The sequence below is a fragment of the Geodermatophilus tzadiensis genome (genome assembly GCF_003002915.1).
Lineage (GTDB): Bacteria > Actinomycetota > Actinomycetes > Mycobacteriales > Geodermatophilaceae > Geodermatophilus > Geodermatophilus tzadiensis.
Genome location: NZ_PVTG01000005.1, coordinates 152,883 through 175,579 on the forward strand (window position 1 = coordinate 152,883; position 22,697 = coordinate 175,579).

The window sequence follows — 22,697 nt, forward strand, 5'->3', positions numbered from 1 at the left end:
GCGCGGTCAGGGGCCGGGTGGGTTAGGGCGACCTTCCTTGCGGGGTCCCCGAAATAGGACACAATCGTGTTGTGGAAACAAGCGCGGGGCAGGTGGGGACGGTGCGGGCCGACGACGTCCGCACCCGCGACCGCGTGACCGCGCTGCTCGTCGAGCACGGTCCGCAGACCGCCAGCGAGCTCGCCGCCCGGCTGGGCGTGAGCCCCGCCGCGGTGCGCCGCCACCTCGACGCGCTCGCCGCCCGCGGGCGGGTGGAGGAGCGCGCGGCGCCGGGCGCGCAGCGGGGGAGGGGCCGGCCCGCCCGGCGCTTCCACCTCACCGAGGCCGGTCGCTCCGGCTTCCCGCACGCCTACGACGACCTGGCGCTCACCGCGCTGCGGTACGTCGCCGCCTCCGGCGGGCCGGACGCCGTCCGCGCCGTCGCCGAGGCGCAGCTGGCCGGCCTCGAGCAGCGCGCCTCCGACGCCGTCGCCCGGTCGGCGGGCGCGCCCGTCGACCGCGCCCGGGCGCTGGCCGAGGCGCTCACGGCCGAGGGCTACGCTGCGTCGGCCTCGGCGATCGCCAGCGGCGGCCAGCTCTGCCAGCACCACTGCCCGGTGGCGCACGTGGCGGCCGAGTTCCCGCAGCTGTGCGAGGTCGAGACGGCGGTGATCGGCCGGCTGGTGGGTACGCACGTCCAGCGGCTGGCCACCATCGCCCACGGCGACGGCGTCTGCACCACCCACATCCCCGGGCCGCACGCCCGTGCGGGCGCCCGGGCTCACACCGACGCGGGGAACACACCGGGCCCCGCGCGCCCTGTACCAGGTGAGCGAGCGGCGCGGGTCCCGCGCCCCGCCCCGTCCACCAGCACCACCCGCAGCACCCCCACGAGCGACCGGGAGAGGACGCCCGCATGACCAGCACCCAGCAGCCGGTGACCGGCACGCCGCTGACGCAGGACGAGCAGATCGAGCAGCTCGGCCGCTACCAGTACGGCTGGGCCGACGCCGACGTCGCCGGGGCCTCCGCCCGCCGCGGCCTGGACGAGGACGTCGTCCGGGACATCTCGGCGCGCAAGAGCGAGCCCGAGTGGATGCTCGAGCGCCGCCTCAAGGCGCTCAAGCTCTTCGACCGCAAGCCCATGCCCGACTGGGGCTCGGACCTGTCCGGCATCGACTTCCAGAACATCAAGTACTTCGTGCGCTCGACCGAGGCGCAGGCCGCCTCGTGGGACGAGCTGCCCGAGGACATCAAGAACACCTACGACAAGCTGGGCATCCCCGAGGCGGAGAAGCAGCGGCTGATCGCCGGTGTCGCGGCCCAGTACGAGTCCGAGGTCGTCTACCACAAGATCCGCGAGGACCTCGAGGAGCAGGGTGTCGTCTTCCTCGACACCGACACCGCCCTCAAGGAGCACCCGGAGCTGTTCCGCGAGTACTTCGGCACGGTGATCCCCAGCGGGGACAACAAGTTCGCCGCGCTGAACACCGCGGTGTGGTCGGGCGGCTCGTTCATTTACGTGCCGAAGGGCGTGCACGTCGAGATCCCGCTGCAGGCCTACTTCCGGATCAACACCGAGAACATGGGCCAGTTCGAGCGGACGCTGATCATCGTCGACGAGGGCGCCTACGTGCACTACGTCGAGGGCTGCACCGCGCCGATCTACAAGTCGGACTCGCTGCACTCCGCGGTCGTCGAGATCATCGTCAAGAAGAACGCGCGCTGCCGGTACACGACCATCCAGAACTGGTCGAACAACGTCTACAACCTGGTCACCAAGCGGGCGATCGCCCACGAGGGCGCGACCATGGAGTGGATCGACGGCAACCTCGGCTCCAAGGTCACCATGAAGTACCCGGCGGTCTGGATGACCGGCGAGCACGCCAAGGGCGAGGTGCTCTCCATCGCCTTCGCCGGCGAGGGCCAGCACCAGGACGCCGGCGCCAAGATGGTGCACGCGGCGCCCAACACCTCCTCGACCATCGTGAGCAAGTCGGTGGCCCGCGGCGGCGGCCGCACCAGCTACCGCGGCCTCGTGCAGATCGACGAGGGCGCCTCCGGCTCGAGGTCGACGGTCAAGTGCGACGCCCTGCTGGTCGACACGATCAGCCGGTCGGACACCTACCCCTACGTCGACGTCCGCGAGGACGACGTGTCGATGGGCCACGAGGCGACCGTCTCCCGGGTCAGCGAGGACCAGCTCTTCTACCTGATGAGCCGCGGCCTGTCCGAGGACGAGGCCATGGCGATGGTGGTCCGCGGGTTCGTCGAGCCCATCGCCCGGGAGCTGCCGATGGAGTACGCCCTCGAGCTCAACCGCCTGATCGAGCTGCAGATGGAAGGTGCCGTCGGCTGATGCCGGACCAGAACGCCCCCAGCACCACCGGTCTCACCACCGAGTCGGCCACCCTCGCCGGCGAGCTGTTCGGCGAGGGCGTCGGCACCCAGGCCGGCCCGCCGGCGGTGCCCGCCACCGGGACCGGCACCGCCGGGCAGGCCGCCCCGGGCGCGCACTCGCACGGCGGGACCACCCCGACCGGCTCGCCGGCCGAGCGGTTCACCTCTGTCGACCCGGAGGCCTTCGGGACCGTCACCGGGCGCGAGGAGTCCTGGCGCTTCACCCCGATGCGCCGGGTCCGTCCGCTGCTCGACGGCGCCCCGTCGGACGCCCACCTGCAGTGGGATCCCGACCTGCCCGAGGGCGTCGAGCTGACCAGCGTCGACGCCGACGACCCGCTGCTCAAGGGCCTGCCCGAGCCGGTCGACCGGCTCGCCGCCCTCGCCCGGCAGCGCAGCGGCGGCGCGGCCGTCGTCCGCGTGCCGGCCGAGGCCCAGCTCGACCGCCCGGTCACCCTGGGCCTGTCCGGCACCGGGTCCGACGACGTCGTCTGGGGCCAGCTCGTCGTCGAGGTCGGCGCCTTCGCGACGGCGACCGTCGTCCTCGACCACAGCGGCCTGGCCCGCTACGCCGGCGGCGTCGCCGTCCTCGTGGGCGACGGCGCGCAGGTGACGCTGGTGTCGGTGCAGGAGTGGGCGCCCGGCACGGTGCACGGCGGCCAGTTCGACGCCGTCGTCGGCCGCGACGCCACCTTCACCCAGGTCGTGGTCACCCTCGGCGGCGACCTGGTCCGGCTGGTCAGCAACGTGCAGTACGCCGGCCCCGGCGGGACGGCGGAGCTGTTCGGCGTCTACTTCTCCGACGAGACCCAGCACCAGGAGCACCGGCTCTGGGTGGACCACGCGGTGCCCAACTGCACCAGCAACGTGCTCTACAAGGGCGCGCTGCAGGGCGAGGGCGCGCGCACGGTGTGGATCGGCGACGTCCGCATCCGCCCGCAGGCCACCGGCACGGACACCTACGAGCTCAACCGCAACCTGGTGCTCACCGACGGCGCCCGCGCCGACTCGGTGCCCAACCTGGAGATCGAGACCGGCGAGATCGTCGGCGCCGGCCACGCCAGCGCCACCGGCCGGTTCGACGACGAGCAGCTGTTCTACCTGTGCTCGCGCGGCATCGACGCCGAGACCGCCCGCCGCCTGGTGGTGCGCGGCTTCTTCGCCGACGTCGTCCAGCGGATCGGGCTGCCCGAGCTGCAGGACCGGCTGATGCGCTCCATCGAGGTCCGCCTCGGCGCGCTGCCCGGCCTCGACGAGCAGCCGGTCGAGGTGGCCTGAGCATGGCCTTCGAGCGCGTCTGCGGGCTCGCGGAGGTCCCGGAGAACGGGGCCCTGCGCGTGGAGCTCGCCGACCTCGACGTGGCCGTCGTCCGCTACGAGGACGACGTCTACGCGGTGCAGGACGTCTGCTCGCACGCCGAGGTCCCGCTGTCGGAGGGCGACGTCGAGGAGTTCGACGGCGCCCCGACCATCGAGTGCTGGCTGCACGGGTCGTGCTTCGACCTGCGCACCGGCGAGCCCACCAACCTGCCGGCCACCGAGCCGGTCGACGTCTACCCGGTCCGCGTGGAGGGGGGAGACGTCTACGTCGACACCGAGTCCGACGGGCGCCTCCCGCTCGCGGCCGGCAACTGAGGAGCGAGAGAAGAAGTGTCGGTTCTGGAGATCCGCGACCTGCACGTCACGGTCGGTGAGGGCGACGACGCCAAGGAGATCCTCCGCGGCGTCGACCTGACCGTCCGGTCGGGCGAGACGCACGCGATCATGGGCCCCAACGGGTCGGGCAAGTCGACCCTGGCGTACTCGATCGCCGGCCACCCCAAGTACACGATCACCGGCGGCACGGTGACCCTCGACGGCGAGGACGTCCTCGCGATGAGCGTCGACGAGCGCGCCCGCGCCGGCCTGTTCCTCGCCATGCAGTACCCGGTCGAGGTCCCCGGCGTCTCGGTGTCGAACTTCCTGCGCACCGCCGCCACCGCGGTCAAGGGCGAGGCCCCGAAGCTGCGCACCTGGGTCAAGGACGTCAAGAGCGAGATGGACCTGCTCGAGATGGACTCCGCCTTCGCCGAGCGCAACGTCAACGAGGGCTTCTCCGGCGGTGAGAAGAAGCGCCACGAGATCCTGCAGATGCGGCTGCTCAAGCCGCGCATCGCCGTCCTCGACGAGACCGACTCCGGCCTCGACGTCGACGCGCTGCGGGTCGTCTCCGAGGGCGTCAACCGCACCCGCGAGGAGGGTGACGTCGGCGTCCTGCTGATCACCCACTACACGCGGATCCTGCGCTACATCCAGCCCGACTTCGTGCACGTGTTCGTCAACGGCCGCGTCGTCGACGAGGGCGGCCGGGAGCTGGCCGACAAGCTCGAGGCCGAGGGCTACGCGGCCTACGTGAAGGACTCGAAGGAGACCGCGAAGGCATGACCCAGACCGTCTCGCGTCCCGCTGGCGGGGCGCACCGGCCGCCCCTCCCGCTGGACGTCGAGGCGATCCGGGCGGACTTCCCGATCCTGTCGCGCACCGTCCGCGACGGGAAGCGGCTGGTCTACCTCGACTCCGGCGCCACGTCGCAGAAGCCGCGCAGCGTGCTCGACGCCGAGCGCGACTTCTACGAGAACCACAACGCCGCCCCGCACCGCGGCGCCCACCAGCTCGCCGAGGAGGCCACCGGCCTCTACGAGGCGGCCCGGGCGAGGATCGCGGACTTCATCGGCGCGGCCGTCGAGGAGGTCGTGTTCACCCGCAACACGACCGACGCGGTCAACACCGTCGCCTACGCGCTGTCCAACGCCGCCACGGCCAAGGAGCCGTCCTTCCGCCGGTACGCCGTTGGGCAGGGCGACGAGATCGTGGTGACCGAGATGGAGCACCACGCCAACCTGGTGCCCTGGCAGCAGCTGTGCGAGCGCACCGGCGCCACGCTGCGCTGGCTGGGCCTCACCGACGACGGCCGGCTCGACCTCTCCGACCTGGGCACCGTGGTCAACGAGCGCACGAAGCTCGTCGCGGTCACCCAGCAGTCGAACATCCTCGGCACGATCAACCCGCTCGAGCCGATCGTGGCCCGGGCCCGCGAGGTCGGCGCCCTGGTGCTGGTCGACGGCGCGCAGTCGGTGCCGCACCAGCCGGTCGACGTCGCCGCCCTCGGCGCGGACTTCCTGGTCTTCTCCGGCCACAAGATGCTCGGGCCCACCGGTGTCGGCGTGCTGTGGGGGCGCTACGACGTCCTCGACGCGCTGCCGCCCTTCCTCACCGGCGGGTCGATGATCGAGGTCGTGCGGATGGAGGGCAGCACCTTCATGCCGCCGCCGCAGCGCTTCGAGGCCGGCGTGCCGATGACCGCGCAGGTCGTCGGGCTCGGCGCCGCCGTCGACTACCTGCAGGGCCTCGGCATGGACCGGGTGCAGGCGCACGAGGAGGCGCTGACCGCCTACGCGCTGGAGCAGCTGCAGGCGGTCCCCGGCGTCACCGTGATCGGCCCGCCCGACACCGTCGCACGCGGGGGAGCGGTGTCGTTCACCGTGGAGGGCATCCACCCGCACGACGTCGGCCAGGTCCTCGACGACCTCGGCATCGCCGTCCGGGTGGGCCACCACTGCGCGTGGCCGGTGGTCCGCCGCTACGGCGTCCCGGCCACCACCCGGGCCACGTTCTACGTGCACACCGGCTACGACGACGTCGACGCGCTGGTGGAAGGTGTGCGGTCCGCCCAGCGTTTCTTCGGAGTGACGCCGGAGGAGGCAACCGCCTGATGCAGCTGCAGTCGATGTACCAGGACATCATCCTGGACCACTACCGCAACCCGCACGGCCGCGGGCTGCGGGAGCCGTTCGAGGCCGAGGTGCACCACGTCAACCCGACGTGCGGCGACGAGGTCACGCTGCGCGTGCACCTCGACGGCGACACCATCGCCGACGTCTCCTACGAGGGCATGGGCTGCTCGATCAGCCAGGCGTCGGTCTCGGCGATGTACGACCTGGTGATCGGCCGCTCCGTGCCCGAGGCGCTGGAGACCGGCGAGCACTTCATGACGCTCATGCAGTCCAAGGGCGACCCGGCCGCGGCCGAGAAGCTCGAGGACGAGCTGGAGGACGCCGTCGCGTTCGCCGGGGTGTCGAAGTACCCGGCGCGCATCAAGTGCGCGCTGATGAGCTGGATGGCCCTCAAGGACGCATCCGCCCGCGCTCTGTCGGTCACCCACCCCACCACCCCGACCGGAGGACAGGGAGCATGAGCGAGACCACCGAGAACCAGACCCCCGCCGAGCTGCCGGCCTACAAGTCGGCGCTGCTCGAGGACGTCGAGGAGGCCATGCGCGACGTCGTCGACCCCGAGCTGGGCGTCAACGTCGTCGACCTCGGCCTGGTGTACGGCATCGACGTCGACGAGCAGAACGTCGCCGTCCTGGACATGACGCTGACCTCGGCGGCCTGCCCGCTGACCGACGTCATCGAGGACCAGGCCCGCCAGGCCCTCACCGGAGGCCCCGGCCCCGGCCTGGTCGACGACATCCGGATCAACTGGGTCTGGATGCCGCCGTGGGGCCCGGACAAGATCACCGACGACGGCCGCGAGCAGCTGCGCGCCCTCGGCTTCCGCGTCTGACGACGGACCCGGCCGCCCCCCGCGTCACGCGCCGCGGGACCCTGCAGCCGGGCCGTTCCGGCACGTCATGACCGCCCGCGTCCCTCCGGGGGCGCGGGCGGTCGGCGTCAGGACCGTCAGCGCAGCTCCGACAGCCGGGCGCCGAGCCCGGCGACCGCGCGGGACTCCCGCCGCGCGCCGAGCGCCAGCAGCGCCCCGCCGACAACCAGGACGCCGGCCACCGGGAGCGGCAGCACGGCCACGGCCAGCCCGACGGCCAGGGCGACGGCGGTGGCGGCCGCGGTGACCAGCGGGGCCCGCAGTGCCATCCGGCCGGGCAGCGCTACGACCCCCGCCGCGACCGCCAGGACCAGCACCGGCCGCAGCGCACCGGGCTGCACGACCGCCGCCACCGTCGACGGCACCGCGGCGGTGAGCAGCCCGGGGCCCCACGTCGGCCAGGACGGCTCCCGCCCGTCGAGCAACCGGGGGCCCGCGGCCAGCAGCAGCCCGGCCGCGGCGGGCAGCGTCCAGCTCTCCACCACCGCCGACCCCGCCAGCGCGGCGCACGTCCAGGCCGCCGCCACGACCTCCGCCGCGCCGATCCGCCGGCACGACCCCGCCTCTGCCGCCGCCCCTGCGTCCGCGTCCGCCTCCGCGGACCGTCCCCGGTGCAGGCCCCACGCCCAGGTGAGCGTGCCCTGCACCGCCAGGTGCGCGGCCAGCTGCCCCCAGGCGCCGTGGCCGGCCAGGACCACGAGTGCCGCGGCGGCGCTGACCGCCCCGACGGCGCCCGTGGGACCGCGGACGTCGGCGGCCGACCGGGGCCGGGTGGCCAGCGAGGCGGCGTAGAGCGCGGTGAGCGCCGCCGCGCACCCTCCCGGTGGGAGCAGGCCGGCGAGCACGGCGAGCAGCGCCGCCGCCGCCAGGCAGCCCAGCGCGGTGGGGGCCGCCGTGGGGCGCTCGTCCCGCCGGACGGCGGCCACCCAGGCCGCGGGCAGCGCGGTGAGCAGCAGCAGCACGACCAGGGACGCCCAGCGGGCGTCGGCCGCCAGCTGCACGACGGCCAGGACGACGAGCACCCCTCCGGCCGCCCCGGCGGCAGGCAGCAGCAGCCCCCGCCGCCAGCCGGTCAGCGTGGCCGCGGCGGCCGAGACGACCAGCACGCCCAGCTCCCCGGCGGCGGGCAGCGCGAGGACCCCGTCGGTGGACAGCGCGGCACCCACCGCCCCGCCGGCGACCAGGCCCGCGAGCACGGGCACCGCCCGCGGCGGGCCCAGGAGCGAGTCCACCGCCCGGACCAGCCGCACGGGCAGCAGCGCCGCCGCCACGGCCACGGTGAGCGCGGCCGATCCCCAGCGGTCGGCGCCGTCGGCCGTCGCCGCGGTGACCAGCCCGCCGGCGACCCCGGCCACCCACCAGGGGGCGGCGGTCACCAGGGCCACCCGGGCGAGTGCCGGGCGCGCGACGACGGTGAGGCCGAGACCGGTGAGGGCGGCGGCGAGCAGCAGCGCGGTGCGGGGGGTGCCCGCGGCGACCAGGTCCAGCGAGCGCAGTGCGGCCACCTGCAGCGCCACCCACGCGGCCAGCGGCCAGGTGAGCGGTTCCGGGCGCAGCAGCCGCACCGCCAGCAGGACCACCGCGAGCAGCAGCAGGGGCGCCGGTCCGGCGCCGGCCGTGCGGTCGCCGGCGGCGCCGGTCAGCGCCAGGGCTGCGGCGGCGGCCGCGCAGGCCTCCTCGGTGCTGCGCAGCCCGGCCCCGCCCGCCCAGGCGGAGGCCCCGGCGGCCGCGGCGGCGAGCAGCAGCACCCCGGTGCGGGCCGGACCCGCTCCCACCAGCGCCGGTCCGGCCAGCCCGGCGGCCACCAGGAGCACCACGCCGACGGTCAACAGCACCTGCGGTGGCCGCAGCCGCGTCGACAGCTCCGCCACCGGCTCGAGGACCACCGGCGGTGGGCCGGGGGAGTACGGGGGAGGCACGGGCCCAGACGCCATCGCCATCCCCTCCCCTCGGCCGCCGGGTTCCCACGCTAGGGGCCCGGCGGCCGTCCGGCTCAGCGCATCTGGGCCACCCAGGCGACCGCCTCCCGCGCCTGCTGCCGGCGGCGCTCGTAGGTGGCGCCGACGACGAGCAGCACCAGCCCCACGGTGGCGAGCGTGACCCAGCGCGGCACCAGCGGCGCGTAGGGCCCGAGCCGGCCGGCGACCACCAGCACCAGCGCCCCCGCGCCGACGACGAACGGCGCCTGCCGGTGGGTGAGCGTCCCGGCAACAGTGAGCGCGGCCGCGGCGACGACCACCACGGTCAGGCGGACCGCCGTCGGGTCGGCCACGACCACGACGGCCGAGGGCACCAGCGCGACGGCGAGCGCCGCACCCTCCGCGGCCCACGACGGCGCGCCCGACCGCAGTGCCGGGACGGCGAGCAGCAGCAGTCCCGCCGCCGCGGGCAGCGTGTAGACCTCCGGCGTCCGGATCTCCGCCCCGGCGGCCGCGATCCAGCTCGCGACGACCAGCTCGGCCACGGCCGCCGCGGCCACGAGCCGCTGCCGCGTCACCAGCGCGTAGACGCCGGCGGCCGCACCGGCGACGGCCAGGTCCACCGCCACGAGCCCGGAGGCCCCCGTGGGCCAGGTCAGCAGGCCGGCGAGGAGGCCGGTGGCCCCGCCGACGGTGGCCGCGGTGGCCTCCTCCGGTGAGGGCGCCCGCAGCGCGGCCACGCCGAAGGCGACCGCGGCGACCGCGGCGAGCAGCAGCCCGGCCGCTTCCGGCCGGACCAGCGTGTCGGAGGCGAGCACGGCGGCCGACCCGGGCGCGACCAGGGCCGCGCCGGTCGCCGCGGCCCGCAGCTCCGGGCGCAGCACCGCGGCCAGCGCCGCCGGCACGGCGGCGGCCAGGGCGAGCAGCGCCAGCAGGTCGGTCCGGCCGGCCTCGGCGACCACGCCGGCACCGGTGGCGCCCAGGGCCGCCCCGGAGGCCAGCAGGCCGGCGAGGACGGCCGGGGCGGAGCGCACCGGCGCCGCGCCGGCGAGCAGCACCAGGCCGAGGCCCACGGCCACGACGGGGCCGACGACGCCGACGCCGCTCAGCGATCCGCTCAGGGCCACCGCGGGCAGGCCCGCGGCGAGAGCGGCCACCGGCCGCGGGTCGGCCGGCCGCAGCTCCCGCAGCAGGGGCACCGCGACGGCGCCGGCCACCCCGAGCAGGACCGTGGCCGTCCACGACTGCACCGGGTCGAGCGACCACGCCAGCACCAGCCCGCGCAGCGCGCCGGCCACCGCCCACAGCGCGGCCAGGCCGAGGGCGAGGCGGTGCAGCGACCGGCGCAGCACGAGCAGGGCGAGGACGTCGGCCAGCGCCGTCCCGGCGAGGACCGCGACCCCCGCGACCAGCCCGTCCTGTCCCTCGGGCAGGAGCAGCAGCGCCACCGGCTGGGCGGCCAGCAGCGCCACCGCCGGCCAGGTGACCGTGGTGCGGGTCAGCCGGCCCAGTCCCAGGGCCGCCAGGGCGACCAGCGCGCAGCTCAGCGCGGCCCACAGCCGCCCGGGGAGGGCGTCGGCACCCCACAGCCCCAGCGCGTGGGCGGCGCCGAGGTCGACGGCGAGCAGCGCCGCGCCCGCGGCGGCCAGCGCCTCCTCGGTGGCCCGCAGGCCGCGCCGGGCGGTCCACGCCGACGCGCCCGCCGCCGCCGCGGTGACCGCGGCCATGACCGCCGCCTGGAACGTCACGCCCAGGCGGGTCCAGGCCACCGCCACGAAGGCCAGCGACGCGGCCACCACGAGCAGCGCACCGAGGCCTTCGAGGACCTGCTGCGGGCTGACCCGCCGCCGCGGGACCCGGGCCGGTGCGGGCGGGGCCGGCGGCGGGGGAGCGGGCACGGCCGGCGGGAGCGGCGGGGCCCAGGCCGGCACGCCGGGCGGTGCCGGCCGGGGTGGGGCCGCGACCGGCACGGCCGCCCGGACCGGGCCACCTCCCGCCGCCGCGCGGAGGGTGGCGACCAGCGCGTCGCGCTCGCGGCTGAACTCGTCGATCGTCGCCCCCAGCCGGGCCACCACGGTGGCGGCCTGCGCGACGGCAGGCAGGCCGCACGTGCCGCAGGGCGCGGGTGCCGGCGCGGCCGGTGTACCGCAGACGGGACAGGGCGGTGCCCAGGTCGGCGTGCTCACGTCGGGGATGGTGGCGCGCGGCGGGCGCCGGCGGAACGGGGTCTCCCTCTCCCTGTGGACGCGGACGGGTGCTGTGGACGTCACCCGGCAATCCGCTCGGGTTCCGCCGTCCGAGCGCCTACCCTGGGATCAGTGATCACGACGACCGGCCTCGAGCTCCGCGCCGGCGCCCGCATCCTCCTCGGCGACGTCACCCTGCGCGTGCAACCCGGTGACCGCATCGGCCTGGTCGGGCGCAACGGCGCCGGCAAGACGACGACGCTCACCACGCTGGCCGGTGAGCGGCTGCCGCACGCCGGCAAGGTCGAGGTGACCGGCGAGCTCGGCTACCTCCCCCAGGACCCGCGCAGCGGCGACCTCGACATCACCGCCACCGACCGGGTGCTCTCCGGCCGCGGCCTCGACGTCCTCAAGTCCCAGCTCGTCAAGGCCCAGGTGGCCATGGCCGAGCCGGCCGACGATGCCGAGCGCGACCGCGCCGTCCGCCGCTACGGGCAGCTCGAGGACCAGTTCGCGGCGCTGGGCGGGTACGCCGCCGAGAGCGACGCCGCCCGCATCTGCACCGCGCTGGGCCTGCCCGACCGGGTCATGGGCCAGCCGCTGCGCACGCTGTCCGGCGGTCAGCGCCGACGTGTGGAGCTGGCCCGCATCCTGTTCTCCGACGCCGAGACGCTGCTGCTCGACGAGCCGACCAACCACCTCGACGCCGACTCGATCACCTGGCTCAAGAGCTTCCTCGCCGCGCACAAGGGCGGGCTGGTGGTCATCAGCCACGACGTCGAGCTGCTCGCCGCCGTCGTCAACAAGGTGTGGCACCTCGACGCCAACCGGGCCACCGTCGACGTCTACAACCTCGGCTGGAAGGCCTACCTCGCCCAGCGCGAGACCGACGAGCGCCGGCGCAAGCAGGAGCGGGCCAACACCGAGCGCAAGATCGACGCGCTGACCGCGCAGGCGGACAAGATGCGCGCCAAGGCCACCAAGGCCAAGGCCGCGCAGAGCATGGACAAGCGGGCGCAGCGGCTGGCCGCCGGCCTGGACGAGGTCCGCGTCGCCGACCGCGTGGCCCGGCTGCGCTTCCCGACGCCGGCGTCGTGCGGGCGGACGCCGCTGACCGCGGAGGGCCTGTCGAAGAGCTACGGCTCGCTCGAGGTGTTCACCGACGTCGACCTCGCCGTCGACCGGGGCGCGCGGGTCGTCGTCCTCGGGCTCAACGGTGCCGGGAAGACGACGTTGCTGCGGATGCTGGCCGGCACCGAGCTGCCCGACACCGGCGAGGTGCGGCCCGGGCACGGCCTGCGGATCGGCTACTACGCGCAGGAGCACGAGACCCTCGACCACGACCGGTCGCTGCTGGAGAACATGCGCGCCGCCGCGCCGCAGAGCACCGACACCGAGCTGCGGCGCATCCTCGGGGCGTTCCTGTTCTCCGGCGACGCCGCCGACCAGCGCGCCGGCACCCTCTCCGGCGGGGAGAAGACGCGGCTGGCGATGGCCACCCTCGTCGTCTCCGGGGCCAACGTGCTGCTGCTCGACGAGCCGACCAACAACCTCGACCCCGCCAGCCGCGAGCAGGTGCTCGACGCGCTGCGCACCTACGCGGGCGCGATCGTGCTGGTCACCCACGACGAGGGCGCCGTGCGCGCGCTCGACCCGGACAAGGTGATCCTGCTGCCCGACGGCACCGAGGACGCCTGGAGCGAGGACCTCGCCGACCTGGTCGAGCTGGCCTGACACCTCGTCGGCCTCCCGGCCGACACCGCCACCACGGGCCCGGGAGGGCCCGCGGTGGGACCGCCGTCCTGCGCGGGGCGGCTCGCGTCCCGTCCTCGTCGCGGACACCGGCCACCGTGGCGGTGTCCGGGGGGTGAGCGGGGATTCCGGCGTTCGCGTGGCCGTGGGGCGACCCCTGGGTGATCATCGAGGCGGGAGTTCGCTGTCACGGGGACGGCGGCACCACGCGGACGAGCACCCGACGGGCCGGGGTCGACCGGCACGGACGGCGGCGACGGAGGGGAGTCATGGCCGACTCGAGTACGGCGGACCTCGGCAAGGGCAAGCGCATCACGGGTGGCGACCGCACGTCCCTCGCCGACGAGCTGAAGAAGCGCTACGACGGCGGGGAGAGCATCCGCTCGCTGGCCACCTCGACCAACCGGTCCTACGGCTTCGTGCACCGGCTCCTGTCGGAGTCGGGTGCCACGCTGCGCAGCCGTGGCGGGGCGAACCGGAACAGCAAGAAGACCGCGTGACGGCGGCGGAGGTCGACGGCCGGGTCCGCACCACCCGGGACGGCGCCGTCCTCACCGTCACGCTCGACCGCCCCGACCAGCTCAACGCGCAGACGCCGGCCACCTGGTCGGCGCTGGCGGAGGTCGGCGCCTCCCTCGACGACGGCGTCCGCGTGGTCGTCGTGCGGGGCGCCGGCCGCTCCTTCTCCGCGGGCCTCGACCGCAGCCTGTTCAGCACCGACCCGTCGACGCCCGGCGGGCTCGGCGAGCTGGGCGCGATGCCGGCCGAGCTCACCCAGGAGCGCATCCGCTCCTACCAGGCGGGCTTCCGGTGGCTGCGGTCGCCGGGGATCGTGTCGGTCGCGGCGGTGCAGGGCCACGCGATCGGCGCCGGGGCGCAGCTCGCGCTGGCCTGCGACCTGCGGGTGCTCACCGAGGACGCCTCGCTGCGGCTGCCGGAGGCGGGCCTCGGCCTGGTGCCCGACCTGACCGGCACGAGCACGCTCACCGAGCTGGTGGGCTACTCGCGGGCGCTGGAGATCTGCCTGACCGGCCGGGCGGTGGGGGCGGCCGAGGCCCTCGCCACCGGCCTGGCCAACGCGGTGGTCCCCGCGGCCGGGCTGGACGAGGCGGTGGCCGGGCTGGTCGCCGCGATCACCGCCGCGCCGGTGGGGGCCAGCCGGGAGACCGCGGCGCTGGTGCGCTCCGCCGTCCGCAACGACCCGGAGGCCCAGGACGCGGCCGAGCGGGCCGCGCAGTCGCGGCGGCTGGCCGAGCTGGCCGGGCGCTGAGCACCACGGCGACACCGGAACACGCGGGGACCGGCGGCTGTTGTCCGAGCCGCCGGTCCCTGTCGCCGGGTGAGGAGGTCGTGCCATGAGCAGTCCCATGGGTCCGATGACCTCCATGGCGGCGATGCGCTCGTTCCGCCGCGACCCGTCGGTCACCTCCCGCGAGCTGCCCAAGGGCACGGTGCGCCGCATCCTCGGCATCGCCCGGCCCTACCGCCGCGAGCTCACCTTCTTCCTGCTGCTGGTCGTCGGGTCCTCGGTCATCGGCGTCCTGACGCCGCTGCTGGCCGGCGACATCGTCAACCGCATCGCCCGGCTCGACGGCACCGCCGGTGGCGTCGTCCGCATCGCCCTGTTCATCGCCGGCCTGGCCGTGGTCGACGCGGCCATCTCGGTGGTCACCCGCTGGTACTCCGCGCGGATCGGCGAGGGCGTCATCTACGACCTGCGCAGCCGGGTGTTCGAGCACGTGCAGCGCATGCCGGTGGCGTTCTTCACCCGCACGCAGACCGGCGCGCTGGTCAGCCGGCTGAACAACGACGTGGTCGGTGCCCAGCAGGCGTTCACCTCGACGCTGTCGGGCGTGGTCTCCAACGTCATCGGCCTGGTGCTCACCGCCGGCGTGATGTTCACGCTGTCCTGGCAGATCACCCTGCTGTCACTGGTGATGGTGCCGCTGTTCGTGCTGCCCGCCCGCCGCATCGGCAAGCGGCTGCAGGAGATCACCCGGGAGTCCTACGGCCTCAACGCGTCGATGAACGCGACGATGACCGAGCGGTTCAACGTCGCCGGCGCGCTGCTGGTCAAGCTGTTCGGCCGGCCCGACGTCGAGGCGCAGTCCTTCCGGGGGCGGGCCGCCCGGGTGCGCGACATCGGCGTCCTGTCGGCCATGTACGGCCGCACCTTCTTCACCGCGCTCACCCTGGTGGCCGCGCTCGCGACCGCGCTGGTGTACGGCCTGGGCGGGGCGCTGGCGTTCACCGGGTCGCTCTCGCCCGGCGACGTCGTGGCGCTGGCCCTGCTGCTGTCGCGGCTGTACGGGCCGCTGACCGCGCTGTCCAACGTCCGCGTCGACGTGATGAGCGCGATGGTCAGCTTCGACCGCGTCTTCGAGGTGCTCGACCTGCCGCCGATGATCGCCGAGGCGCCCGACGCGGTGCCGGTGCCCGACGGGGACCGCTCCCTCGAGTTCGACGCCGTCTCCTTCAGCTACCCGGCCGCCGCCGACGTCTCCCTGGCCTCCCTGGAGGACGTCTCGCTGCCCGAGCACGGCGGCCCGACCGCGGTGCTGCACGACGTGAGCTTCCGCGTCGAGCCGGGACAGATGGTGGCGCTGGTCGGGCACTCGGGCGCGGGCAAGTCCACGATCGTCAACCTGGTGCCGCGGCTCTACGACGTCACCGCCGGCGCGGTGCGCGTCGGCGGCGTCGACGTCCGGCAGGCCACGCTGGCCTCGCTGCGCGACGCGATCGGCGTCGTCAGCCAGGACGCGCACCTCTTCCACGACACCATCCGCGCCAACCTCCTCTACGCCCGGCCCGAGGCCACCGAGGAGCAGCTGTGGGCGGCGCTCACCGGTGCGCGGATCGCCGCGCTCATCGCCTCGCTGCCCGACGGGCTGGACACCGTGGTCGGCGACCGCGGCTACCGGCTCTCCGGCGGGGAGAAGCAGCGGCTGGCCATCGCCCGGGTGCTGCTCAAGGCACCGGGCATCGTCATCCTCGACGAGGCGACCGCGCACCTCGACAGCGAGTCGGAGGTGGCGGTGCAGCACGCGCTCGACACGGCGCTGGCCGGCCGGACGTCGCTGGTGATCGCCCACCGGCTGTCGACCATCCGCAGCGCCGACCAGATCCTCGTCATCGACGACGGTCGCATCGTGGAGTCGGGCACTCACACCGAGTTGCTGGCGCTCGGACGGCGTTACGCCGACCTCTACCGCACCCAGTTCGCCGACGGCGAGCGTCGAACGGTCGGTGCGGCGTAGCAACTAGCGTTCCTGCTGCCACAGCAGCACCAGGAGGAACTCCGTGACGTCCGCACACCCGCACGACACCTCGATCCGCGCGCTCTACGCCGCCTTCCTCGACGGCTGGAACCGGCGCAGCGGCGCGGCCGTGGCGTCCGGGTTCGCCGACGACGGGGACATGATCGGCTACGACGGCACCCACCACCACGGGCGGCTGGCCATCGCCGCCGACTTCCGGCAGATCTTCGGCGGCCACCAGACGGCCACCTACGTGGCGGTGATCCGCAGCGTGCGGCCCGTGGCGCAGGGCGTCGCCGTCCTGCTGGCGCACGCCGGGATGATCCCGCCGGGAGCGGCCGACGTGGACCCGCGCTTCCACACGGTCCACACGCTGGTCGCCGTCGAGGAGGGTGGCCGCTGGCGCATCTCGCTGCTGCAGGCCACCCCCGCGGCGTGGCACCAGCACCCCGAGGCCCGCGAGGCGCTCACCCAGGAGCTGCGCGGCTTGCTCGCCGCCGCCCCGTGAGCTGACGCCGGCAGGGCGGCGCGGGCGGCGGCCGGCTCAGCCGAGCGCGGCGTCGTAGCGGTCGAGCAGGACGGCGGCGACCCGCTCGTCGGGCAGCAGCGGGGCGGTGACGACGTCGGCCCCCGCCTCGGCGAGCTTGCCGTGGAAGTGGCCCGGCGCCAGCAGGTAGGAGGCGACGACGACCCGCTCGGCGCCGCCCCTCCGTGCCGCGGCGACGGCCTCGGCGACCGGGGGCTGGGCGGCCGACCCGTAGCCGGTGGTCACCGGGCCCGCCCAGGAGCGCTGCAGCAGGTCGGCGGTGTCCTCGACGTCGGCGACCGAGCGGGGGTCGCTGGACCCGGCCGCGGCGAGCACCACGGCGGTCAGCGGGTCGCCCGGGTCGGCGCCGGCCCCGGTGAGCCGGTCGTGCAGCACCGAGGCCAGCCGCGGGTCGGGGCCCAGCGGGCGGGCGGCGACCGCCGAGTCGTGCGCGGCCACGGCCCCCGCGATGTCGACGTGCACGTGGTAGCCACCCGAGAGCAGCAGCGGCACGACGACGGCGGGCCGGCCCTCGGCGGCCAGCCCCGCGACGACGTCGACGACCGTGGGCGGCTGGACGTCGACGAAGGCCGCCGTCGTCACCAGACCGGGACGCAGCCGGCGGGCGGCCAGCGCCAGTTCGGCGACCAGCCGCCGTCCGGTGGGGTTGCGTGTGCCGTGCGCACACGCGACGAGCACCGGTGCGCTCACGGGACCCGCAGCTTGCCGCCGTCGACGGCGACCATCGTGCCGGTGACGTAGGAGGCGGCGGGGGAGAGCAGGAAGGCCGCCACCCGGCCGAACTCCTCGGGCTGCCCGACCCGGCCCAGCGGGATGCCGGCCTCGGTGCGGGCGCGGGCGGCGGCAGGGTCGCCGGAGGCGGCCTCGATCTCGGTGACCCGGTCGGTGGCGATGGTGCCGGGCAGCAGCCCGACCACCCGGATCCCGCGCGGGCCGAGCTCGTCGGAGAGGCCCTTGGCGGTCATGGCCAGGCCCGGGCGCAGGCCGTTGCTCACCGCCAGGCCCTCCAGCGGGGAGCGCACCGAGGTGGAGAGCACGAAGGCGATCGCGGCGCCCTCGCCCAGGTGCGGCACCAGCGCCCGGACCAGCCGCAGCGGCCCGAGCAGCACGCTGTCCACGCCGGACCGCCAGGCCTCCTCCGGCGTCCCGAGCACCGTGCCCGTCGCGGGGCCGCCGACGCTGACCAGCAGGCCGTCGACCCGGCCGAGCCGCTCGAGCGCCGTCGAGACCAGGGTGTCCGCGGCGCCCGGGTCGGCGAGGTCGGCCACCGCCCCGGACGCGCCGTCGCCGAGCTCGGCGACGGCGGCGTCCACGGAGGCGGCGGACCGGGAGCTGACGAGGACGCGGGCCCCGTCGGCGACGAGGGCCCGGGCGGTCGCCAGGCCCAGCCCCCGGCTCGCGCCGGTGAGCAGGTACCCGCGACCGCCCAGGCCCAGGTCCATCGGGGGGTCAGCCCTGCCGCAGGGAGCGCAGGACGTACTGCATGATCCCGCCGTTGCGGTAGTAGTTCGCCTCGCCCGGGGTGTCGATGCGCACCCGGGCGTCGAACTCCACAGCCTGGTCGCCGCTGCCCGCCGTCACCTTCACCGTGCGCGGGGTCTCGCCGTCGTTCAGGGCGGTGATCCCGGTGATGGTGAACTCCTCGTCGCCGGTCAGGCCCAGCGACTCCCGGTTCTGCCCCTCGGGGAACTGCAGCGGCAGCACGCCCATGCCGATGAGGTTGGAGCGGTGGATCCGCTCGTAGCTCTCGGCGATGACCGCCTTGACGCCGAGCAGCGCCGTCCCCTTGGCCGCCCAGTCGCGCGACGAGCCCGAGCCGTACTCCTTGCCGGCCAGCACGACCAGGGGGATGCCCTGCTCCTGGTAGGCGACGGAGGCGTCGTAGATCGTCGTCGTCTCGCCGGTCAGGTGGTTCTTGGTGACGCCACCCTCGGTGCCCGGCACCAGCTGGTTGCGCAGCCGGATGTTGGCGAACGTGCCGCGGATCATCACCTCGTGGTTCCCGCGCCGGGACCCGTAGGAGTTGAAGTCGCGGCGCTGCACGCCGTGCTCGGACAGGTACCTCCCGGCCGGGCTGTCGGCCTTGATCGACCCGGCGGGGGAGATGTGGTCGGTGGTCACCGAGTCGCCGAGCACCGCCAGGGTGCGCGCGCCGGTGATGTCCTGCACCGGGGCCGGCTGGTCCTGCATGCCCTCGAAGTACGGGGGCTTGCGGACGTAGGTGCTCTGCGGGTCCCACTCGAACGTGTCGCCGGTGGGGGTGGGCAGGGCCTGCCACTGCTCGGTGCCGGCGAAGACGTCGGCGTAGTCGTTGCTGAACATCTCCGCCGAGACGGCCTCGTCGATGACCCGCTGCACCTCGTGCGGCGAGGGCCAGATGTCGTGCAGGAAGACGTCGTTGCCGTCGGCGTCCTGGCCCAGCGGGTCGTTGTTGAGGTCGACGTCCATCGAGCCGGCCAGCGCGTAGGCGATGACCAGCGGCGGGGACGCCAGGTAGTTCATCTTGACGTCGGGGTTGATCCGGCCCTCGAAGTTGCGGTTGCCCGAGAGCACCGAGACGACGGCGAGGTCGGCCTCGTTGACCGCCTTGCTGACCGGCTCCGGCAGCGGGCCGGAGTTGCCGATGCAGGTGGTGCAGCCGTAGCCGACCAGGTAGAAGCCGAGCTTCTCCAGGTACGGGGTGAGCTGCGCCTTCTCGTAGTAGTCGGTGACGACCTTCGAGCCCGGGGCGAGCGTCGTCTTCACCCACGGCTTGGTGGTCAGGCCCCGCTCGACGGCGTTCTTGGCCAGCAGCGCCGCGCCGATCATCACCGACGGGTTGGACGTGTTGGTGCACGAGGTGATGGCGGCGATCACGACGGAGCCGTGGTCGACGGTCGTCTCGGTGCCGTCCTCCATGACCACGCGGGTCGGCTTCGAGGGCCGCCCGGAGACCGGGTCGTCCTCGTAGTGGTGCGGCTGCCCGGCGTCGCCGTTGCCGCGCTCGCTGCCGGGGGCCGAGGTGGCCGGGTCGGAGGCCGGGAAGGACTCCGCCGAGGCCTCGTCGACGCGGGACTCGACGCCGTAGGGCTGCGTGTTCTGCGGGACGCCGGGCTTGCGGTCGTCGCCGCCGGTCTCGTCGGCGGACACGTAGTCGGCCAGCGCGGCGCGGAAGGCCTGCTTGGCGTCGGTGATGGCGACCCGGTCCTGCGGCCGCTTCGGGCCGGCGATCGAGGGCACGACCGTGGACAGGTCGAGCTCGAGGTACTCGGAGAACGCCGGCTCGCGCGACGGGTCGTGCCAGAGGCCCTGCTCCTTGGCGTAGGCCTCGACCAGCGCGACCTGCTCGGCAGAGCGGCCGGTCAGCCGCAGGTAGTCGATCGTCTCGCCGTCGATGGGGAACATCGCCGCGGTGGAGCCGAACTCCGGGCTCATGTTGCCGATCGTGGCGCGGTTGGCCAGCGGGACGGCGGAGACGCCCTCGCCGTAGAACTCGACGAACTTCCCGACCACGCCGTGCCGGCGCAGCATCTCGGTGATGGTGAGCACCAGGTCGGTGGCGGTGGAGCCGTCGGGCAGCTCGCCGGTCAGCTTGAAGCCGACCACGCGCGGGATGAGCATCGACACCGGCTGGCCCAGCATGGCCGCCTCGGCCTCGATGCCGCCGACGCCCCAGCCGAGCACGCCCAGGCCGTTGACCATCGTGGTGTGGCTGTCGGTGCCCACGCAGGTGTCGGGGTAGGCGACCACGCGGTCGCCCTCCTGCCGCGGGAAGACCACGCGCGCCAGGTGCTCGATGTTGACCTGGTGCACGATGCCGGTGCCCGGGGGGACGACCTTGAAGTCGTCGAAGGCGCCCTGACCCCAGCGGAGGAACTGGTAGCGCTCGCCGTTGCGCTCGTACTCGATCTCGACGTTGCGCTCGAAGCTCTCCGGGGTGCCGAACACGTCGGCGATCACGGAGTGGTCGATGACCAGCTCGGCGGGGGCGAGCGGGTTGATCCGGTTCGGGTCGCCGCCGAGGTCGGCCATGGCCTCGCGCATGGTGGCCAGGTCGACGATGCAGGGGACGCCGGTGAAGTCCTGCATGACGACGCGGGCCGGGGTGAACTGGATCTCCTGGTCCGGCTCGGCCGAGGGGTCCCAGTTCGCGATCGCGCGGATGTGGTCGGCGGTGATGTCCGCGCCGTCCTCGGTGCGCAGGAGGTTCTCGAGCAGGACCTTCAGGCTGAAGGGGAGCCGGTCTGCGCCCTCGACCGCGTCGAGCCGGTAGATGTCGTAGTCGGTGCCCTCGACGCTGAGCGTCGACCGGGCTCCGAAGCTGTCCTTGCTGGCTGCCACTGCGTGCGCCTCACCCTCGAGTGTCCATCGGGCTTGCTTGCCACCCGCCATCCTCCCAGGCCACGCCAGTGGGCTGCTGGGAAGGCGACCCTTCCCTTCCCCCGTGACGTCGCTCTCACCTGCGACCTACGGTGGGACGCGTGACCGGTGCCGTCCCCGACCCGCTGCCGGACTGGCTCCGCGACGCCCGGCGGGTCACCGTGCTCACCGGCGCGGGCGTCTCCACCGACAGCGGCATCCCCGACTACCGCGGTCCCCAGGGCGTGTGGACCCGCGACCCGGACGCCGAGAAGCTCGTCACGCTGTCCTACTACGTGGCCGACCCGGAGATCCGGCGCCGGGCCTGGCGGATGCGGGCCGACGTCCGCGCGCCCGACGTCGCCCCCAACGCCGGCCACCGCGCGCTGGTCGACCTCGAGCGGCAGGGCCGGCTGCGGGCGCTGCTCACCCAGAACGTCGACGGGCTGCACCAGGCGGCCGGCTCCTCCCCGGAGCACGTGCTCGAGCTGCACGGCACGGTGCACGCCGTCGAGTGCCTCTCCTGCGGCGACCGGACGTCGATGGACGACGCGCTGGCGCGGATCGACGCCGGCGACCCGGACCCGGCCTGCCTGGTGTGCGGCGGGATCCTCAAGTCCGCGACGGTCAGCTTCGGGCAGGCCCTCGACGAGCGCGTGCTCGACGCCGCCGCGCAGGCCGCCGCCGACTGCGACGTCCTGCTCGCCGTCGGCACCTCGCTGGTCGTCTACCCGGTCGCCGGGCTGGTCGAGGTGGCCGCCGCGCACGGCGCCCGGGTGGTCATCGTCAACGCCGAGCCGACGCCGTTCGACGGGCTGGCCGACCTCGTCGTCCGCGAGCCGATCTCCACGGCGCTGCCGCGGCTGGTCGGCGCCGGGTGAGCCGCGCGGAGCTCGAGGCGCGCTACCGCGAGCTGGTGCTCGGCGAGCTGCCCCGGCGGGCGCGGGCCGGGCGCTGGGTGGTGACCACCGACCACTGCTTCGGCCGGATCGTGCTCGACCACGCGGTGGGCGGCCGCTGGTACGACCACCTCGACCGGCGCCGCTCCCCGGCGTTCGCCCAGCTCTCCGACGAGCAGCTGGCCGGTGCGGTGGCGCTGGCCGAGCGGGTGCTCGCCGAGCGGGACCCGCTGCTGCGCGAGCTGGACGCCCAGAGCCTCACCTGGCGCGGGAAGCCGCCCAAGCCGGTGACGACGCAGCGGTGACGCTCGTCGTCGTCCACCTGGCGCTGACGGCGGCCTACGCCGGCTTCCAGTGGACGGTGCGCGGGCTGGTGTACCCGCAGTTCGCGATGGTCCCGCGCCCGGCGTTCGCCGCGTACGAGCGGGCGCACCAGCGGCGGGTCAGCCGGGTGGTCGGGCCGCTGTTCGCCGGCCAGGGGGTCACCACGCTGTGGCTGCTGCTGGCCCGCCCCGACGGCGCCCCGCTGCTCCCGGTGCTCGCCGGCGCGGGGTGCCTGGCCGTCGTCCTCGGGGTCACTGGGCTGCTGGCCGTGCCGCTGCACCGGCGGCTGGACGCCGGGTTCGACGACGCCGCGTTCCGCGCGCTGCTGCGGGTGGACACGGTGCGGGCGCTCGCCGCCACCGCGGGCACCCTCGCGGCCGGGTGGCTGGTCCTCGGCTGAGGGCGTCCGACCGCACCGGAGCGTGTCCGACCGCACCGCAGCGCGTCCGACCG

The 22,697-nt window shown here is 74.9% G+C and carries 21 protein-coding genes; 16 read left to right on the forward strand and 5 right to left on the reverse strand.

Translation table 11 applies throughout. From position 1 onward, the window contains the following. The first annotated feature begins 71 nt into the window (after positions 1-71). The 8 genes from LY71_RS09065 to LY71_RS09100 are packed head-to-tail and all read left to right on the forward strand — an operon-like array spanning position 72 to position 6,983. Positions 72-899 carry a helix-turn-helix transcriptional regulator gene (locus LY71_RS09065; RefSeq protein ID WP_211297230.1) on the forward strand — a complete coding sequence of 276 codons (828 nt, stop codon included), beginning with the start codon at positions 72-74 and terminating at the stop codon, positions 897-899. After that, positions 896-2,338 carry a Fe-S cluster assembly protein SufB gene (sufB, locus tag LY71_RS09070; protein WP_106276647.1) on the forward strand — a complete coding sequence of 481 codons (1,443 nt, stop codon included), beginning with the start codon at positions 896-898 and terminating at the stop codon, positions 2,336-2,338. The genes LY71_RS09065 and sufB overlap by 4 nt, the downstream gene beginning before the upstream one ends. Beyond that, positions 2,338-3,657 (forward strand): Fe-S cluster assembly protein SufD, encoded by a 1,320-nt coding sequence (gene sufD / locus LY71_RS09075; RefSeq protein WP_106276648.1) that lies wholly within the window; start codon positions 2,338-2,340, stop codon positions 3,655-3,657. Before sufB ends, sufD begins: the two co-directional genes overlap by 1 nt. A gap of 2 nt (positions 3,658-3,659) precedes the next feature. Continuing rightward, on the forward strand, positions 3,660-4,013 hold the full coding sequence (locus LY71_RS09080) for a non-heme iron oxygenase ferredoxin subunit (protein ID WP_106276649.1): 354 nt from the start codon (positions 3,660-3,662) through the stop codon (positions 4,011-4,013). A 15-nt stretch (positions 4,014-4,028) separates the two neighbouring features. Further along, on the forward strand, positions 4,029-4,802 hold the full coding sequence (gene sufC / locus LY71_RS09085; protein ID WP_106276650.1) for a Fe-S cluster assembly ATPase SufC: 774 nt from the start codon (positions 4,029-4,031) through the stop codon (positions 4,800-4,802). Continuing rightward, a complete protein-coding gene (locus tag LY71_RS09090) occupies positions 4,799-6,130 on the forward strand; it encodes a cysteine desulfurase (RefSeq protein ID WP_106276651.1) in 1,332 nt (443 codons plus the stop codon). Before sufC ends, LY71_RS09090 begins: the two co-directional genes overlap by 4 nt. Continuing rightward, entirely contained in the window at positions 6,130-6,612 is a 483-nt protein-coding gene (sufU, locus tag LY71_RS09095) for a Fe-S cluster assembly sulfur transfer protein SufU (RefSeq protein ID WP_106276652.1), read from the forward strand. Before LY71_RS09090 ends, sufU begins: the two co-directional genes overlap by 1 nt. Beyond that, positions 6,609-6,983, forward strand: a complete 375-nt coding sequence (locus LY71_RS09100; protein ID WP_091111104.1) for a metal-sulfur cluster assembly factor — start codon at positions 6,609-6,611, stop codon at positions 6,981-6,983. The genes sufU and LY71_RS09100 overlap by 4 nt, the downstream gene beginning before the upstream one ends. 116 nt (positions 6,984-7,099) lie before the next feature. On the opposite strand, the gene LY71_RS09105 is transcribed toward LY71_RS09100, so the two are convergent. Both LY71_RS09105 and LY71_RS23400 read right to left on the reverse strand, forming a co-directional pair. Further along, positions 7,100-8,956, reverse strand: a complete 1,857-nt coding sequence (locus LY71_RS09105; protein ID WP_146146092.1) for an SCO7613 C-terminal domain-containing membrane protein — start codon at positions 8,954-8,956, stop codon at positions 7,100-7,102. Positions 8,957-9,015: 59 nt separating this feature from the next. Then, the gene (locus LY71_RS23400; protein WP_170121285.1) at positions 9,016-11,127 is read right to left on the reverse strand and encodes an SCO7613 C-terminal domain-containing membrane protein; all 2,112 of its coding nucleotides are present in this window, start codon (positions 11,125-11,127) and stop codon (positions 9,016-9,018) included. A gap of 132 nt (positions 11,128-11,259) precedes the next feature. On the opposite strand from LY71_RS23400, the gene LY71_RS09115 reads away from it, so the two are divergent. From LY71_RS09115 to LY71_RS09135, 5 genes are all read left to right on the forward strand, one after another. Next, entirely contained in the window at positions 11,260-12,861 is a 1,602-nt protein-coding gene (locus tag LY71_RS09115; protein WP_106276654.1) for an ABC-F family ATP-binding cassette domain-containing protein, read from the forward strand. Between the two features lie 287 nt (positions 12,862-13,148). After that, on the forward strand, positions 13,149-13,379 hold the full coding sequence (locus LY71_RS09120) for a helix-turn-helix domain-containing protein (RefSeq protein ID WP_073420258.1): 231 nt from the start codon (positions 13,149-13,151) through the stop codon (positions 13,377-13,379). Beyond that, a complete protein-coding gene (locus LY71_RS09125; RefSeq protein WP_106276655.1) occupies positions 13,376-14,149 on the forward strand; it encodes an enoyl-CoA hydratase/isomerase family protein in 774 nt (257 codons plus the stop codon). Before LY71_RS09120 ends, LY71_RS09125 begins: the two co-directional genes overlap by 4 nt. 85 nt (positions 14,150-14,234) lie before the next feature. Then, positions 14,235-16,136 carry an ABC transporter ATP-binding protein gene (locus LY71_RS09130; protein ID WP_106276656.1) on the forward strand — a complete coding sequence of 634 codons (1,902 nt, stop codon included), beginning with the start codon at positions 14,235-14,237 and terminating at the stop codon, positions 16,134-16,136. Positions 16,137-16,179: 43 nt separating this feature from the next. Then, positions 16,180-16,644, forward strand: coding sequence for an SgcJ/EcaC family oxidoreductase (locus tag LY71_RS09135; RefSeq protein ID WP_106276657.1), 465 nt, complete (start codon positions 16,180-16,182; stop codon positions 16,642-16,644). Positions 16,645-16,680: 36 nt separating this feature from the next. Here the strand turns inward: LY71_RS09135 and LY71_RS09140 are convergent, their stop codons facing one another. The 3 genes from LY71_RS09140 to LY71_RS09150 are packed head-to-tail and all read right to left on the reverse strand — an operon-like array spanning position 16,681 to position 21,003. Next, the gene (locus tag LY71_RS09140; RefSeq protein WP_245887780.1) at positions 16,681-17,373 is read right to left on the reverse strand and encodes a sirohydrochlorin chelatase; all 693 of its coding nucleotides are present in this window, start codon (positions 17,371-17,373) and stop codon (positions 16,681-16,683) included. After that, positions 17,370-18,125, reverse strand: coding sequence for an SDR family oxidoreductase (locus tag LY71_RS09145; RefSeq protein ID WP_106276658.1), 756 nt, complete (start codon positions 18,123-18,125; stop codon positions 17,370-17,372). Before LY71_RS09145 ends, LY71_RS09140 begins: the two co-directional genes overlap by 4 nt. A gap of 7 nt (positions 18,126-18,132) precedes the next feature. Continuing rightward, complete coding sequence (locus tag LY71_RS09150) at positions 18,133-21,003, reverse strand: aconitate hydratase (RefSeq protein WP_211297231.1); 2,871 nt, start codon at positions 21,001-21,003, stop codon at positions 18,133-18,135. Positions 21,004-21,143: 140 nt separating this feature from the next. Between LY71_RS09150 and LY71_RS09155 the strand changes: the two genes are divergently transcribed. From LY71_RS09155 to LY71_RS09165, 3 genes are read left to right on the forward strand one after another with little or no spacing between them, the layout of a single operon-like run. Further along, entirely contained in the window at positions 21,144-21,902 is a 759-nt protein-coding gene (locus LY71_RS09155) for an SIR2 family NAD-dependent protein deacylase (RefSeq protein WP_106276660.1), read from the forward strand. Continuing rightward, positions 21,899-22,225 (forward strand): hypothetical protein, encoded by a 327-nt coding sequence (locus LY71_RS09160; protein ID WP_106276661.1) that lies wholly within the window; start codon positions 21,899-21,901, stop codon positions 22,223-22,225. Before LY71_RS09155 ends, LY71_RS09160 begins: the two co-directional genes overlap by 4 nt. Next, the gene (locus tag LY71_RS09165) at positions 22,222-22,644 is read left to right on the forward strand and encodes a DUF1772 domain-containing protein (RefSeq protein WP_106276662.1); all 423 of its coding nucleotides are present in this window, start codon (positions 22,222-22,224) and stop codon (positions 22,642-22,644) included. The genes LY71_RS09160 and LY71_RS09165 overlap by 4 nt, the downstream gene beginning before the upstream one ends. The last annotated feature ends 53 nt before the right edge of the window (positions 22,645-22,697 follow it).

What these genes read in the sequence shown, in the direction of transcription:
- sufB (WP_106276647.1), top strand. Translation starts at nt 896, where the DNA reads ATGACCAGCACCCAGCAGCCGGTGACCGGCACGCCGCTGACGCAGGAC.
- sufD (WP_106276648.1), top strand. Translation starts at nt 2,338, where the DNA reads ATGCCGGACCAGAACGCCCCCAGCACCACCGGTCTCACCACCGAGTCG.
- LY71_RS09080 (WP_106276649.1), top strand. Translation starts at nt 3,660, where the DNA reads ATGGCCTTCGAGCGCGTCTGCGGGCTCGCGGAGGTCCCGGAGAACGGG.
- LY71_RS09090 (WP_106276651.1), top strand. Translation starts at nt 4,799, where the DNA reads ATGACCCAGACCGTCTCGCGTCCCGCTGGCGGGGCGCACCGGCCGCCC.
- sufU (WP_106276652.1), top strand. Translation starts at nt 6,130, where the DNA reads ATGCAGCTGCAGTCGATGTACCAGGACATCATCCTGGACCACTACCGC.
- LY71_RS09100 (WP_091111104.1), top strand. Translation starts at nt 6,609, where the DNA reads ATGAGCGAGACCACCGAGAACCAGACCCCCGCCGAGCTGCCGGCCTAC.
- LY71_RS09105 (WP_146146092.1), bottom strand. Translation starts at nt 8,956, where the DNA reads ATGGCGTCTGGGCCCGTGCCTCCCCCGTACTCCCCCGGCCCACCGCCG.
- LY71_RS09120 (WP_073420258.1), top strand. Translation starts at nt 13,149, where the DNA reads ATGGCCGACTCGAGTACGGCGGACCTCGGCAAGGGCAAGCGCATCACG.
- LY71_RS09130 (WP_106276656.1), top strand. Translation starts at nt 14,235, where the DNA reads ATGAGCAGTCCCATGGGTCCGATGACCTCCATGGCGGCGATGCGCTCG.
- LY71_RS09145 (WP_106276658.1), bottom strand. Translation starts at nt 18,125, where the DNA reads ATGGACCTGGGCCTGGGCGGTCGCGGGTACCTGCTCACCGGCGCGAGC.